Source organism: Hahella sp. CCB-MM4 (genome assembly GCF_002260525.1).
Classification (GTDB): Bacteria; Pseudomonadota; Gammaproteobacteria; order Pseudomonadales; family Oleiphilaceae; genus Hahella.
In genome coordinates, this window is record NZ_MRYI01000001.1 from 463,432 (window position 1) to 478,300 (window position 14,869).

At 47.4% G+C, this 14,869-nt stretch carries 14 protein-coding genes; 2 read left to right on the forward strand and 12 right to left on the reverse strand.

Annotated elements, in window-relative coordinates:
• Positions 1-185: 185 nt before the first annotated feature.
• Complete coding sequence (locus BTA51_RS02115; protein WP_094705730.1) at positions 186-635, reverse strand: DMT family transporter; 450 nt, start codon at positions 633-635, stop codon at positions 186-188.
• Between the two features lie 3 nt (positions 636-638).
• Positions 639-1,124 (reverse strand): DMT family transporter, encoded by a 486-nt coding sequence (locus BTA51_RS02120; protein WP_094705731.1) that lies wholly within the window; start codon positions 1,122-1,124, stop codon positions 639-641.
• A gap of 111 nt (positions 1,125-1,235) precedes the next feature.
• Between BTA51_RS02120 and BTA51_RS02125 the strand changes: the two genes are divergently transcribed.
• Positions 1,236-2,156 carry a LysR family transcriptional regulator gene (locus tag BTA51_RS02125; RefSeq protein ID WP_094705732.1) on the forward strand — a complete coding sequence of 307 codons (921 nt, stop codon included), beginning with the start codon at positions 1,236-1,238 and terminating at the stop codon, positions 2,154-2,156.
• Here the strand turns inward: BTA51_RS02125 and BTA51_RS02130 are convergent.
• Positions 2,147-2,812: a glutathione S-transferase family protein gene (locus BTA51_RS02130; protein ID WP_094705733.1), complete on the reverse strand. Its 666-nt coding sequence runs from the start codon at positions 2,810-2,812 to the stop codon at positions 2,147-2,149. The two genes, BTA51_RS02125 and BTA51_RS02130, sit on opposite strands and share 10 nt — an antisense overlap.
• Positions 2,813-3,019: 207 nt before the next feature.
• Entirely contained in the window at positions 3,020-3,823 is an 804-nt protein-coding gene (locus BTA51_RS02135; protein ID WP_141215513.1) for a hypothetical protein, read from the reverse strand.
• A 224-nt stretch (positions 3,824-4,047) separates the two neighbouring features.
• Between BTA51_RS02135 and BTA51_RS02140 the strand changes: the two genes are divergently transcribed.
• The gene (locus tag BTA51_RS02140) at positions 4,048-4,857 is read left to right on the forward strand and encodes an ABC transporter substrate-binding protein (protein WP_094705735.1); all 810 of its coding nucleotides are present in this window, start codon (positions 4,048-4,050) and stop codon (positions 4,855-4,857) included.
• Between the two features lie 50 nt (positions 4,858-4,907).
• On the opposite strand, the gene BTA51_RS02145 is transcribed toward BTA51_RS02140, so the two are convergent.
• The 8 genes from BTA51_RS02145 to BTA51_RS02185 form a co-directional block, all read right to left on the reverse strand.
• Complete coding sequence (locus BTA51_RS02145) at positions 4,908-5,777, reverse strand: cytochrome c (RefSeq protein WP_094705736.1); 870 nt, start codon at positions 5,775-5,777, stop codon at positions 4,908-4,910.
• Between the two features lie 459 nt (positions 5,778-6,236).
• Positions 6,237-6,797, reverse strand: a complete 561-nt coding sequence (locus BTA51_RS02150) for a hypothetical protein (RefSeq protein WP_094705737.1) — start codon at positions 6,795-6,797, stop codon at positions 6,237-6,239.
• Positions 6,798-6,806: 9 nt separating this feature from the next.
• The gene (locus BTA51_RS02155) at positions 6,807-7,652 is read right to left on the reverse strand and encodes an RHS repeat-associated core domain-containing protein (protein WP_094705738.1); all 846 of its coding nucleotides are present in this window, start codon (positions 7,650-7,652) and stop codon (positions 6,807-6,809) included.
• 14 nt (positions 7,653-7,666) lie between these two features.
• Positions 7,667-10,078, reverse strand: coding sequence for a hypothetical protein (locus tag BTA51_RS02160; protein WP_210404744.1), 2,412 nt, complete (start codon positions 10,076-10,078; stop codon positions 7,667-7,669).
• Positions 10,079-10,125: 47 nt separating this feature from the next.
• Complete coding sequence (locus BTA51_RS02165; RefSeq protein WP_094705740.1) at positions 10,126-11,652, reverse strand: RHS repeat protein; 1,527 nt, start codon at positions 11,650-11,652, stop codon at positions 10,126-10,128.
• 123 nt (positions 11,653-11,775) lie between these two features.
• On the reverse strand, positions 11,776-13,308 hold the full coding sequence (locus BTA51_RS30615; protein WP_141215514.1) for an RHS repeat protein: 1,533 nt from the start codon (positions 13,306-13,308) through the stop codon (positions 11,776-11,778).
• Positions 13,309-13,852: 544 nt separating this feature from the next.
• Positions 13,853-14,311: a hypothetical protein gene (locus tag BTA51_RS02180; protein ID WP_168188018.1), complete on the reverse strand. Its 459-nt coding sequence runs from the start codon at positions 14,309-14,311 to the stop codon at positions 13,853-13,855.
• A 143-nt stretch (positions 14,312-14,454) separates the two neighbouring features.
• Positions 14,455-14,844: a VOC family protein gene (locus BTA51_RS02185; RefSeq protein ID WP_094705744.1), complete on the reverse strand. Its 390-nt coding sequence runs from the start codon at positions 14,842-14,844 to the stop codon at positions 14,455-14,457.
• Positions 14,845-14,869: the final 25 nt, after the last annotated feature.

Below are 14,869 nucleotides of genomic sequence, written 5' to 3' on the forward strand. Positions count from 1 at the left end.
CTATTAACGCAGTTCATTTATTGAAATCGGCCAGGTCCTCTAGCCCGCGGGATAGACCTTTTCTACTAGGATTAGACAAATAGTAGGGTTGTCAGCAGGTATTTGAAATCATGAGGGTTTGTAAATTAGCGGGAGTATCAATTTTGAGAACTAGGCGGGTCATTTTCCGAGCTTTATCAGGTTGGCTATTTTCTTCCAATATATATTCCGGTCACAATTAATAGAACTCCGACCATTTTTCCCGAAATAAGTGACAAAGACTCCATATTGGCATTCAAAAAAATTCCTGCAAGCATTTGCCCGCTAACCACCAGTACAGTGGTCTGAATTGCGCCGATACGAGGCAATACAAAACTATTCATTGCGACAAACAGCGCTCCCATAAACCCGCCGAAATACGCATAGTAAGGAGCATTCCACACCGATCCAAAATAGCTTTGAGGAAATAGAATATCGACGTCAAATTGCCAGGCCCCGATAACAGTCAGAATAACCCCCAAAAACAAAAAACCGATCACATGGTTCCATAGGGAGGCACCCATTGCTCCTGTCGACAGTCCTAAGCGGCCATTTATGACACGACTGGCACCGATGAATGCCCCATTTAGCAAAGCTAATGCGATATATCCCAACATCCTTCATGCCCCCAGAAATATAATCAACCCGGAGCCGGATAGCGTGCAGCCGACCACCTTCAGATCTTTCAATGCCGGCTGCCTTCTGGGTATTCCAAATAGCCCGAAATAATCACACAGCATTCCAAACAGAACCTGTCCAACCAGCATCAACGCAAGAGATCCTGACAGCCCAATCGGACTGTTCACTGTCACAGCAGCCAAAACCACCGTAAAAGCTCCCGGAATTCCTCCAAGATAAGACCAGAAAGGACTGTTGATTTTCTTATCCGGTCCAGCCTTTTCAAGTTCTTCCGCCCTGCAATGCCACTGCTGCCTGGCTCTGAAAGCCAGAACCAGAATGAAGGCCCCCACCGCTCCAAGGCCATGGGCAATCCACGAGGCTGTCATGGGTGAGCTGTGAGCAGCCAACAGGCTGTTCACATCGATCATCACTGCCAACAACATGCCGGCACTCAGCGCCAGCCCCCAATCAACAGACAATTTCATCAATTCATATCCGCTCTAAAATGGCTATTTCGGCACTTTATATTGTTTTTCATTGACCGATAATCCATTCAAGCGGAAACTTATTGTTGAGAATTAGTTGACTATTATTCTATGGAACATTTTTCTGCCATTCCCGTATTTGTTGCTGTCATTGAATCCGGCAGCTTCTCCAGTGCCGGAAAACGATTGGGGATAACCAAGTCTGCTGTCAGCAAACGCATTTCCCAGTTGGAGGAAGGTCTCGGAGTTCGTCTGTTGCACCGCACTACCCGTCGGCTAAGCCTCACCGAAGCAGGGGAGCAATATTATGACTATGCGCAAAGAGCTCTCGGCCTGGCCCGTGAGGGGGAAGACGCCATCACCCGCCTTCAGGGTCGCCCACAAGGCACCTTGCGCATTAATGTCCCCATGGTCTTTGGCCGTCTTCACATCGCCCCTGTGGTCCCTCAGTTTTTGTTGGAAAACCCTGACATCAAGCTGGATATGATCATGGAAGACCGTATGGTGGACCTGGTCGACGGAGGATTCGACATGGCTATCCGCATCGGACATATGCCCGACTCCAGCCTGGTCCAACGCAGACTCGCCCCCTGTCGAAGCGTCCTTTGCGCCTCACCGGGCTATGTTGCTCGTCACGGCTCGCCAATGACCCCACAGGATCTGGCGAATCATAATTGTATGACCTATTCCTATTTCCGCGGGGGCAGCGAGTGGACCTTTAAGGGACCGGAAGGTCCCATCAAAATAAAGCCGTCAGGAAATTACCAAGTCAACAACAGTGAAGCGATACGGAACGGGCTTCTGGCCGGTCTCGGTATCTGCCAAATGCCGACATTCATCGTCGGCCCTGATCTGGTATCGGGCACCCTGATCCCATTGCTGGAGGCTTATCCTCTTCCTCTACACGCCATATACGCGGTCTTTCCACAACGCCGCTTTTTACCGGCCAAAGTTAAAGTATTCATCGACTTTTTGCAGCAGCAGCTGGGTGGAGACAGCCCTCCCTGGGATGCCGCTCCAGATCAGGCATAATCGTAATCCCCCCCTGCCTGAAGGGCTCTTTGATAGGCCGGCCTCTCCTGAAAGCGTTTCACATAGGCGGTAATATTCGGATAACTGTCTGCCACTCCCCTCGCCACAGAAGCCTCCAAGGGGAAACTCATCTGGATATCAGCCCCTGTCAGCTTGTGCCCCGCCATCCACTCGTGTTCTCCCAGAAATTTTTCCACGTAGTCAAAATGAGTTTTTATCTGGGGAGCGATGAACTGTCGCGTGGTTTCGTCGGCGATTTTCCTGGCGACGGGTTTAATAAAGAACGGTAGCGGTTTACTTTTAATGGCTTCAAACACCAGCCTTAGCAGCAGCGGAGGCATCAACGAGCCCTCGGCGTAGTGCATCCAGTAAATGTATTGACGATAGTCGGCACTGCCGGTTTCAGGGATTAACCGCCCATCACCGTACTTCTGCCCCAGGTATTCAATGATGGCGCCAGATTCCGCCATGGTCACTTCCCCATCAGAAATAATCGGCGATTTGCCCAAAGGATGAACCTGACGCAGACTGGGTGGCGCCAGCATGGTTTTGGAATCTCGTTCGTAGCGTTTGATTTCATAGGGTAACTCCAGCTCCTCCAGCATCCAGAGTATGCGCTGTGAACGTGAGTTATTAAGATGGTGAAGGATGATCATATAGCAAAACTCCTTGATCAGAATTCAACGAACATGGGCAGGTTAATCTATCAGCTCATTGATTACGCACAAAAACCGATTAAGTTCACTTTATTCCTCCTCCAATCAATCGAATCAGGTAAAAGTTGAAGCCGTACAGTTTTTAGATAGCTGTTTTCTATCGCTAGGGAGAGACTTATATTCTCAGAGGTAACAAGACCTGCAGAGTTAATCAGAGGGAGTATTCAAGTTGAGTCGAACGCGCTTATCAAGAGCCAATCTGTCGAAAGAGGTTTCCCAGTGTTTATTGATAAGTGCCTGCATTAAACCGCTATCCCTGGCCGCAATCAGACTTTCTTCAATGATCTGCTTGTAGTGTGCCGCACTGCTGCTTAGGTAGAACAGGAAGTCCCGGTCATAGACAAACAGAAGGTGTTCTTCAATTTTCAGGTATGGATGTTGGTCCGCTTCTTCCACCACTTCAAATATTCCCCGGGAAAAGTAGTCCACCCCTCGATTGCCGGAAGCTACCTGCTTATAAGCTTTCTCCCAGCTTCCTTCACGTTCAAAGTACTTCAACTGGTTGTATTTCCACACTTTTACATCAAACCAGTCTTTCCCGAACACCCCTACTTTACCAAGCGTCCGAAAATCGGCGAGTGAATTCACCTGATCGTAAAGGCTTTGAGCCTCTGGAGGGATTAGTAGCACTCTATGGCCTATAAGGCCGTTTGTGAGACCTACATGCACAGGCACCAGGCTTTCATCCCGCTCTTTGGTCTGGAGAAGCCAGGTAAGCGACAAATCACCGTGAGTGACCATGTAAACAACACGGCTTTGGGGTAACTCCTCAATTACTCTGAGAGATACATCATACCCCTGGGCTTTAAGGGATTGTTCAAGCAAATCAACGAAATAGTGCCCGCCTCCGGAGGTGGTCAAACCGATCATCAATTCAACTTTTTCGGCCATTACCGTCCGTGACAACAGCATGATTAAACACGGGAGTAAAACCAAACGTAGTACTGACATCAATGACACTCCTGGCAATCAGGCCCTTAGCAAGTATAGCAACCATTAAATAAAGACATTGATAGAGGTATATACCAAGGGAAATTTGCTGAAATACTGCTAAAGGTTAATGACTTCGCCAGACCAAAGTGCGGCAAATTATAGCGGTTTCAGACATTTTCCCATTGTAGAGCCTATACTTAGTGGCGTACTCCCAACCTCTAAGCCCCAGGCTTAGCACCCTTATGATGCTAATCGATCGAATAGGTATTGTACTAGCGGGATTATTGAGCTTTTTTCTGAGCGCTTTGCCTGCAAAGGCTGAGACACTCACAATCGCGACCGGAGACTGGCCTCCGTATATCTCCCCTCAGCTAAAGCATTACGGGGTGACAGCCCGGATTGTCAGGGAAGCTTTTGAGACCGCCGGCGACGAGGTGGTGTTCCAGTTTTTCCCCTGGAAACGCACGATATTGATGTCCGAACAAGGGTTGGTCGACGGCTCATTTGCCTGGAGTCACAAACCTGAACGGGAAGCCCATCATTTGTACAGCAATGCCATTGGGGAATACGGTTATGTCTTCTTTCACTTAAAATCCAAGCCTTTTGAGTGGCAAAAGCTGAAAGACCTTCGCGGGCTGACTATTGGCGGAACGAACAGCTACAACTACGGTGCGGAGTTTGTCACCGCTGCTGAACGCGGGGAGTTTAAAATCGAATGGGTCCACTCTGATGAGTTGAACTGGCGAAAACTCCTGGCGGGTAGGATTGATATCTTCCCTTCCGATGTTGAAGCCGGCTATGCACAGCTTCGCGACATATTTCCCAGTGAAAAAGCCAACAAAATCACCCATAACCCCCACCCCCTCAAACCTCTGACCACCATGCACATGCTGTTTTCCAAATTGAAACCAGAAAGCCCGGAAAGGCTGAAACGCTTTAATCGTGGTCTTAAACAGCTGAAGGATTCTGGTAAGTATACCCAATATCTGAAGGAATCCAGAGAGGGGTTATATCGACTGGTAAGTGAAGAGGTACTGGAGGAAGGCCTGTAACCAAACCTTAGGCCTCCTCCATTATGTCACATCGTTTCAGACCACAGATTTCAATTGGCAGCCTGTTTCATGTCGGACCTCCTATCCGCCATGTGCTTCAGGTAAGCAATGAGGTTATCTATCTCCTCGTCTTGCCAGATATTATCCTTCACCCACACCATTTTCATATCGGACCACTGACGTACCGACGTTGGGTCTTTAATAAATTGTTTCAATGCGGTCTCGTTGAAGTATTCAGTGGGACTCATCGGTTCATTGAGGTCCGGCCCCAGATTTGCCGCCCCCTGCCCGTTAATCTGGTGGCAGTGCATACACCGTGCCTTGTATACCTGAAACCCTTTTCGCGCGGGATCATTGGCGGCAAGATATCCTGAGGGCAATAACGCCGGGAACAAACTGGCAAAGTCATCCTCCACATCCAGGGAGCTAAGCTGGTAGGGCCAGAACTCCGGAGGAATAGCCGATTTCTCAGGGCCACTCCACACCAGATAAAAAGGGCCGGCACTAAGCTTGGAGGGGTTCGCACTCTTCGGCAATGGCGGCCACTTTTTATCGTCAGGCTCTATCGCCAAATATGCGCGGGCAGCATTAGGATCTTCATTCAGAAGATACTTCTTCTCCAGCACTCCGGAGTACCCATCAAGGCAGGTGAAAATCAGCACGGAAGAATCTGTAAGGTCTATCTCCTGTAACAGCACAGGGAGTGGGACAGCCTCAACGGAAAAACTTTCATTCGGATAGTTGAGAAGGGGAATTGTCAGTCGTTGTCTGGCTGGATGATTCAATAATTGGCTCTTAGTCCACTGCACCTCCTGATCCCCAGCACGGATCGTAAACCCCGCCTCGGTTGCCGCATAACTCAGTGACTGCAGCGTCACCAGTAGTACTCCCAGTATTATCGAAAAAAATGATTTGTTCATACTTCATCCTATTATTCTTTAATTATGCTTCCTGATTACACATTTACGCGGCGGTCTCTTAGTCGCTAACCAGAGACCGGCGGTAAAGAGATATAATGACTTGTTAATAGGCTGATGAACAAGATGAGGTTGGGTGTTTGGAATAGTGTGGAGGCTGGAGTGGCTTTAGTGACGGTTGTTGGATAGGGACAATACAATCTAAGTTAAATGCCCGACAGGGGGGGTGTCGGGACTTTCGAAGCGGGAAGGTATATGTAAGACGCGACCTCGTTATTCTCCCCAGAGAATGTAAATTGTAAGACGCGACCCCATTGCCCAATCCTGGTGGTGGAGTGCAAAGCCCCAGCAAACACTACCTGCTGGGGCTGTTAAAAAGAGCATGTAAACTATAAGACGCAACCCCGTTATTCTACCATCCCAGAGTTTTTGAACTCCCTTGGGCGCTGCTCATAACTCTTACTAAGTCCGTTGATTTTCAAGTGTATATACGGCACCACATTTTCCGCATTGGATATTAGCTCGCTCTAATGCAGCATATTCCCAGACTTCACCACACTTCGTACATTCAACCCAATGATCCTTGAGAACTTTTGGGGGGCACGCGTCTCCAACTGGAATAGGGTTTGTGTAAAGCAAATTACGCCCAAGTACGTCTTTACCTAAAATTCTGTACTTCATGGAGTCAGCAACAATTTGAGGAATTACTGAACGCCGACTTGAAGTAAAGCTAAAGACAATTCGAGATTTTTCAAAAACTAGCTCTGGCTCTAATATTACCGAGGGCTCAAAAACTAGTTTTGATATATTCTCAAATATAATCTCTGTACAAGGGGATTGATCTGACTGCTGCTGAATGACCAGTCGGCAGTCAGATGGATTTAGGTCATCGTACATTAACAAATTTTTGTCCACGAACCCCCGACCAGCACACGATAGCTCTTTTACAAGAGCATCATGAAAATAACTTACTTCCCTTAGAAAGTTTTCAATATCATTGGTATCCTTAACATATGTATACATATTGTACGCCTAGTAACTGATATGATCGCCTCTTGAGCCTTTACCAAATCCACCATTAGACCCAGAGTTATCATAATCGTGGTAGCCCTCCCCATGACGGACATTATCACCCCATTCATGTTGCTGGTGCCTATTTCCTTTCTCATCATAAGTGGTAGCGCCTTTAAGATCACCATTTTCATCATACCTTGGTATAACATCGTAAGGGTTTGATCTCTCTGGCGCTCTATCTGTCAGACTGTCCCAATAGTCATCATAGGCCTCTGAATCATCTCCCTCATCATTACTGACATCGCCTCCGTCTGACTCATTATATGCCCCCCAAGCTTTTGCAGTCTGATATGCAGTATAAGCAGCAGTCCCCACCAAGGCGCAAGCTTCTACAGTAGCTGCTGCGGCTGCACTTGCGGCAGAGCCGCATACGGCCCAGCCAATCCCTGGCACTAAGCACAACAAAACCTCTCCAGTTGGATCAATTCGGGATATTGGATTTCCGCCAACATAAGCATAAGTATTCAGCCCGCCTCGCAGCCCAATCGGATCACTTTGAACATATCGCCCCAAACTCGGATCATAATCCCGATAGTAGTTATAACTATACCCAGTTTCAGGATCAGAATATTGCCCCGGAAACCGCATAGGCTGGACAACGCTTCCTGATTCATTGACCGTTTCCCCGAAAGGGGTCTGATCAATATCCCATACGACATTCTGGTTCTGATCCGTCATCACCTGGGGAGTGCCCAGGTGATCGGTGTGGATATAGTAGATCTGGCTATCTGCAAACGCTTCTGCATTGAGAAACAGAAGGAAAAATACGAATGTTTTGATAATAGTTTTGAACAGCTTATTCATGTATCCCTACCCGTTTACTCTGCTGATTCTAGTTTGATGGCATCTGCGATCACGTAACCGTCTGTTTCATCGGTTAAATACACCTCAGCGTTAGTACCTAAGGTAAAAGTCCCCAACAGGTTCCACTGCCCCCCGCCAGTCTGCTGAGAAACTTCGACGGTTTGCGGTCCCGTCGTCGTGGTCACCGTATAGGCGGCGCGGGAAGTCCTTGAGTTCGCGCTGTTCCAGTAGGCGTACACTCTATACAGACCTTGCGCCACCGGAGTATCCCAGGTAAAACGCGCAGGTTGGTTTCCAGCTGCCACATAGTGGTAGTTTTCACCGATGCGATCTGCCGACCAAGTGGAGGTGCTCCAAGTTCCTGAGACCGTTACTCCTGAGCTGGTATTGTCGATGATAATCTCACTGGGAGCCGTATTCAGACTCTCAGCCACAACAACTGCAACGGGTACGCCATTGAGATAGATGGTTTCTCTGGTGATAGAGCCCATAGGCGTAGATTCGGCTATCAACAGACCATTTTGATCGTAATGGAAGTGCTGGTTAGCCGTCGGGTCGGTGGCCACTTTTATGACTCGTTGTCCCAGCGCGTTGTGAACGTAGGTCGCCAATGGCTGACCGTCCTTGCTCACTTCCTGCAGACGGTTCTGCTGGTTGTAGGTCAGAGCCAATTCCCGCTGGGTATCTTTGTCCAACGTGATATTGCCGGCGTCACTGTATGACAGGGTACGGGTGCTTGAGGTACCGTTGTCATCCTTGTTCACCTGTAACAGACGATTGCTGTCGCTGGCATAGGTGTAGGTTTCACTAATAGTCTGACCGTTATTCTGCTGGGTCCGGCTGGTCCGGTTACCCACCGCGTCGTAGTCGTAGTTCAGGGCACCATAGGCACCATTAGCCTGAGTCAGGCGAGCTAATGCGTCATACTGGAAGGTCTGGTTTTTGCTGCTGTCCAGGAGGTCTGTAACCGCATCGATATTACCTGCCGTATCATAACCGTATTGACGGTCCAGTACCGTACTCTGGATATGTGTGAGCTGGTAGTCCTGGTCGTAGGTGACGGTACGGATTTCACCGTTACCATAGGTAAGGCTTTGTAGAGGACCAAAGGGCAGATAGCTGACATCCTGAATCACCACCTGGATCGGTGCAGTATCATTCTCCTGGGTCCGTATCTGGTTCACCTGCCCCAGGGTATTGTAGTCATAGTGCACTATCCGGCCACTTGGATAGATGACCCTGGTCAGCTTATTAGCCAGATCATAGAAGTAATGGGTCGAATATGGCTGACTTTCCACCACCCGAGTTTCCTGGGTCAAGTTACCACGGTCATCATAGCGGTAGACGATGCTCCCGGACTGATCAGCGATACCTGTGAGGCGACCAATACCCTTATTACCATTGCTGGTGTCATCATAGCTGTAGTGGATGTTTTCACCGGGATTGGCCGGATAGCGAACCTCTGTTAAACGGTTCAATGCATCGTAGCTGTATTCGGTGACTACACCACGGGCGTCGGTACGGGTCAGGACATTGCCTGCGTCGTCATGGGTAAACGTCGTAGTGCCGGTATCCGGACTGATTTCTTTTACCTTGTCCCCAGCGTAGTTGTATTCATAGGTAGTGGTCAGGCCACGGGGGTTTGTGACACTGTTGATCCGGCTCTGACTGTCGTAAGTGTACTGGGTGTCCTTCAGATCCGCGTCGGTGATCTTGATTAACCGGTTCAGGGCGTCGAAAGCCTGTGTCGTGGTGTTCAACCTTGGATCGGTAATACTGGTGAGGTTCGAGTTTGTGTCGTAACCATATCGGGTTTCCTGACCGGCGGCGCCGATACTCTTGATCATCCGCCCCAGTTCATCGAACACCTGGGTCTGCAGTTTGTACAGGTTATCCGCCCCGTCCTTAATCTCGGTTTTGGTGCGGTTGCCCATGGCGTCCAGTTCGTAGACGATCTTTTCGCCCGCGCCATTGCTCACGCCAGTCAACCGTCTGGCGCCATCATAGGTGTAATCCAAGTAGCGATTATCTGGCAGGGTAATCCGCGTCAACTGGCCTACCGGGTCATAGGTAAAGCTGGTCACTGCATTTCCTGCGGTACTTTGGGTAGTGCGCTTGATGACCTGACCACGCCAGTTGTATTCCAGCAGGGTTTCAGTGCCGTTAGCATCAGTAATCTTCTGAGGCAGGCCATTGCCGTTGTAATCACTAAGGGTAGTAATCTGGCCCAAGGCATTAGTGACCGAGGTCAAATAGCCCGCTGCGTCATAGCCATAGTTGGTCATATCTGTGGCATCGGTACGAGGACCATCAGTGGACTCTATCAGTCCCAATTCATTATAGGTATAGTTCCAGGTGCGGTCAGCCCAGCCTGGCGAGCTGACCAACAGCGTGGCAACGGCCGTCGCCAAAATGGATTTCTTCATCAACATGAGTTCGTCCTTCTATCTGATAAATAACGTTCCCTGTTTCCCTAATTAATGGTCACAGGTTTGATGGATTTTGAGCGCAAGCGGCCGTTATCGTCATAGGAAAATTCAGTGACTCGGTCCGGCTCAGTGATTTTTATAGGGAGATGAAAATCCGCATGCCATTCAGTTTCAATGATGCGTTCTTCCGGCGTTCCTTTGGCTTCAATGCGACGGGTTTCCAAGCCGCGGTCATTGTGGTCGTAGTCGGTAACATTGCCTTTCCAGTCTGTCACCAGATCTTTATAGCCATTGCTGTCATAGGTATAGGAGGAATTAGCCGCCAAGCAGTTTGTAGAGGCGCTTCCCTCCACAAACGTTGGTTTATCCAGACCATATACGGACTGGAAGTGGTAGACGGTTTGTTTACCCAATTCATTGGTAACGGTAGTTGAGCCATCACCATTAAACACTAGAATAGCTTTCTCGATACCAACAGCGTGTTCAGAAGTTACGGCTCGCCCCTGGTCATCATAAGTCCAGGAGGCATAGCGAACACCTTTCTCATCAGTAATACCTGTGAGTGCATGGGGAAATCTTTCATCCTCATAGTGGTAGGTTCGTGAACTGCCATTTGAGTGAGCTGCAACTACCAAATTATCGCCCGCATAAGTGTAGGTGTACGTACTGTTATCTGGTGTAGTCAAACTCCGCAAAGTTCCATCAGAGTCAATCCCGATCCGCAGAGTTCTATTATGATTATCTTTGGCTATAATCTCATTTTCATTGTAGGTGTATGTTACATAGTTCCCGCTGCTTAACTGTTCTGCCCGGATCAACTCACCGTTAGCGTTATACTGTCTACGAATCCCACCCTCTCCATCAATATTAACGACACTTCCACTATCAACACTAAGCCCCTCACTAACAGGAGTATTGGAAACATAGGTGACGCCATCTTCAGAGTTACCCCTGGCAAGGTAAAGTGACTGATTGCCCTGGTGATCCGTTGACCATACCCATGCACTAAAAGGTAACTTGCCCTCAGCACTATAAGCGCTGACCAGGCTGGATAAGCTATGCTTCCAAGCCCCGGTTGAACTCGAATAACTCCTTGTAAAGGTGAGTATCCCCGAGAGGTTGTCAAGGTAATCAATTTCAGTTTGGTGCTTCATACCATTGGCAATACCTATCGGATTTCCGGCACATGCCTGTGGTGGAGGATCGGTTGGTTTAGGCCGGCAGGAATTATCAGAATATTTTACTGTGCCACTGGGGCATGTAGTTCTTTCGGGATAATAAAACGAAGCATAATAGGAGATTGCTTGACCATTATACTTTACGCTTCGATATGCTTTTTTATATCCGGGCTCATGATGGCCGCAGCATATACCACCTCCATAACTCCTATCTTTAGGCATTGAAGCAACCGCATTACTGGCAGAACTGTAATCCAAATATTTTCCCGGTAAAACAATATCTTCTACCGCAAAAGCAAGTGAACTACCGCCACATATAAATAGCACGATAATGGTTGCAGCCAATTTGGTTGCAGGCGTTAAATTAGGCGCTATAAGTTTTTTTATGCTCACTACAGAACACTTCCTATATATTTTTCGCAGGTTTGGTAAGCCCAGCTAAAACTGAACCGATGGTTTCTTCTAAATTAATTGGTTGTGCAGCTTATTCATCTGAGGAACTGCGTTACTGTCTACTCAATTAATTACCACTGGCTTAACAGTCTTTGTATGCAGTCGGCCGCTATCGTCATAGGAAAATTCGGTGATCCGGTCCGGCTCAGTGATTTTGATGGGGAGTCGAAAGTTCGCATGCCACTCAGTTTCGATGATGCGTTCTTCCGGTGTTCCTTTGGCTTCGACGCGGCGGATTTCCAAACCACGGTCATCGAGGTCGTAGTCGGTGACATTTCCATCCCAATCCGTTACGAGATCCTTGTATCCTTTGGAATCATAGGTATAGAAAGAATTAGCCCCAATGCAATTAGCGGACGCATGTCCCTCAACTTTGGTTGGCTTATTCTGACCATACAACGAAGCAAAATGGTAGGTTGTCTCTTTCCCGAGTTCATTGGTCACCGTTGTGGATTCGTCGGCATTGAATGCCAGTGTGACTTTTTCCATTCCCCCTGCATGTTCTGAGCTGATAGCCCGTCCTTGCTCATCATATCGCCATGTTGCAAACCGCACGCTATTTTCGTCAGTAATACCTGTCAAAGCATGGGGAAAGCGGTCATCTTCATAGTGGTATTGCTTGGATATGCCAGCGGAACTGGAAAGCGAGATTAGATTGCCATTGGTATATTCATAATTGATGGTGACATTAGCAGGGGTGACAACTTCAATAACATTACCTTCGCTATCTCTGGTAATGTGTAATTCTCTTCCCAAGTAGTCTGTTACAGTAGTCTCTTGTCCCTCATAGGTATAATTGGCAAATGCACCTGTCCCGACCGTTTCGGTCCGTATCAGTGCGCCTAGATCGTTATAAGTTCTTGAAATACCATCTTCACCAATAACAGATTTACTGTTTGATTCGTCGATATTAATGCTGCTGTGAACAGGACTATTCGATACGTAGGTTATACCGATTTCTGAATTCCCACGAGCCAGAAAAAGAGTGGGACTGCCCTCACTATCAGTCAATTTGAGAAAGGCATCAAACGGAATCTGATTGTTTGCATTAATCTTTTCAATACTGGAGGTGTGATTATCCCGCCAGCCGCCAATTGAACTGGAATAGTTTCGACTAAACGTCAGCAAACCGGTGGTCCCGTCCAAATAGTCCACTTCCTTTTGATGTTTTACACCATTAGAGACATCGATAGGGTTCGTTCCACCGCACTCAACAGGTGGCTCATTTTCTGGTTCGGGATGACAGGAATTATCAGAATATAACTGGTCTCCCTCTGGACAGGAAGTTGTGCCATCGACGTAAAAACTGGCCCAATATGTAATACTTTGACCATTATAGTAAGTCCCAAAATATCGTAGAGCCACGCCTCCATGCCAAGTACGAGTACCTCCGACATAACTCGAATCTTTCGGCATACTTTTAACCGCAGCTGTGGCATCTTGATATGTTAAATATCGACCAGGAAGGTTAACATTTTCAGCGCCACAAGCTGCTACAGGAGCTAACAGTAATAGCGTGCCGAAAAAAATTCTCCTTATGTTGATGGTAAGTACAGAAGCTCTCCCCCCAACCATCGTGGGTACTCTAATCATCATGATTTCGTCCTTCTATCCAAAAAAATGTTCCCTGTTTCCTTGATTAATGGCCACAGATTTAATGTTTGTGGAGCATAACCCGCTGCTATCGTCATAGCTCGACTCGGCGATCTCCGGGAGAGTTATTAAAAGAAACTCTCATCTATTTGCATTCGTAGCTTATTTATCCGAGCAGTTCGACTATTCGAAATAAGCGATATCTGCATCCAATTAATTTCTCTTCACTCTAGCTTCTCACACGCACGACATCGAATAGTCAACAATTTCGATTGACGACGATGCAAATAATTATGACCAGATAACTCTTCCACTCAATATCAAATACTGTATTTTTATACAGTATAATTTTAGGGTCGTGGACAGCTAATGTCAATCGCTGAATGCTCTCTTTCTTGATCCGTTTCAAGGCCATAGCAGGTTCAGACGGGGCTTGAGATTGATGTGTAGGAGATTATCGAGTGACTTAAAGAGAGGGTGTTCAAAACTCTGTGTCAGCCAAGTCACAGAGTTTTGAACACCCTCTATTCAGGGGGAGAATTGACTTTTATTTTAGCTTTAGATCATTGCTTGAGAAATCCCAGTTTCTTCTCCATACCCCTAAATGCTGTACAAAATATTTATCGTCAAATGTATTATCAGGCACGCGAAGTGATGCAACATAACCAATATCTAATAATTTCCAGTATGTCGCACTCCATGGGCGCATAAGAGATATTTCAAAATGCCTTTCTTTAAGAATAGGCAACAGAATTTTTTCAATAAGGTCTTCTGAGCTACATCCAACTCTTATGTTTAATTCACCATTTTCATTATACTTTTCTTCTATAGACAGATAGCTTTCCCAAGCTGGTTCAAATCTCGATTCCCAGCAAGCTCCCCCTTTTTCCGTAAGAGCAATGAAGCAATCTTTTGATTGTTCGGAGGGCATGCCACTCTTTATTGTTTCTTCATCATAGAAAGTGTCAATAAGTCCATTTTTGTATAGAGAGTCCAACTCTTTCATTAGCTCTTCAAACGACAAGCGATGCGCGGGCAAATTAAAAATCAACTCAATATTATCCGAACACAGTTGCGCTATGCGTGAAGGTGCATCTGAAAGATAGTCTAGTAACAAATAGCTATGGAGTTGCATATTAGAAATTCGCTCTACGCCTCATACAACTCCAACGGCAATTCATCCGGATCCTGAAAAAACGTAAACCGTTTTCCGGTGAGTTCGTCTACCCGGACAGGTTCGACTTCTATTCCGTGAGATTCCAGATGAGCGATGGTCTGGTTCAGGTCGTCGACGGCAAATGCCAGGTGGCGCAGGCCGGCGGCTTCAGGACGGCTGGGGCGTGGAGGGGGTTCGGGGAAAGAAAATAATTCTATCTGGCAGTGATCGCCGATGGCCAGGTCAAGTTTGTAGGAGTCTCGGGCTTCCCGGTAGGTTTCACGAATGATCGGTAGCTCGAGGATTTGAGTATAAAAGTGTTTGGACTTGCTGTAGTCCTGACAGATGATGGCAACATGATGGATACTTTTCAGTTTGGGCATCTGGTTCATTCCGATAACTGCATTA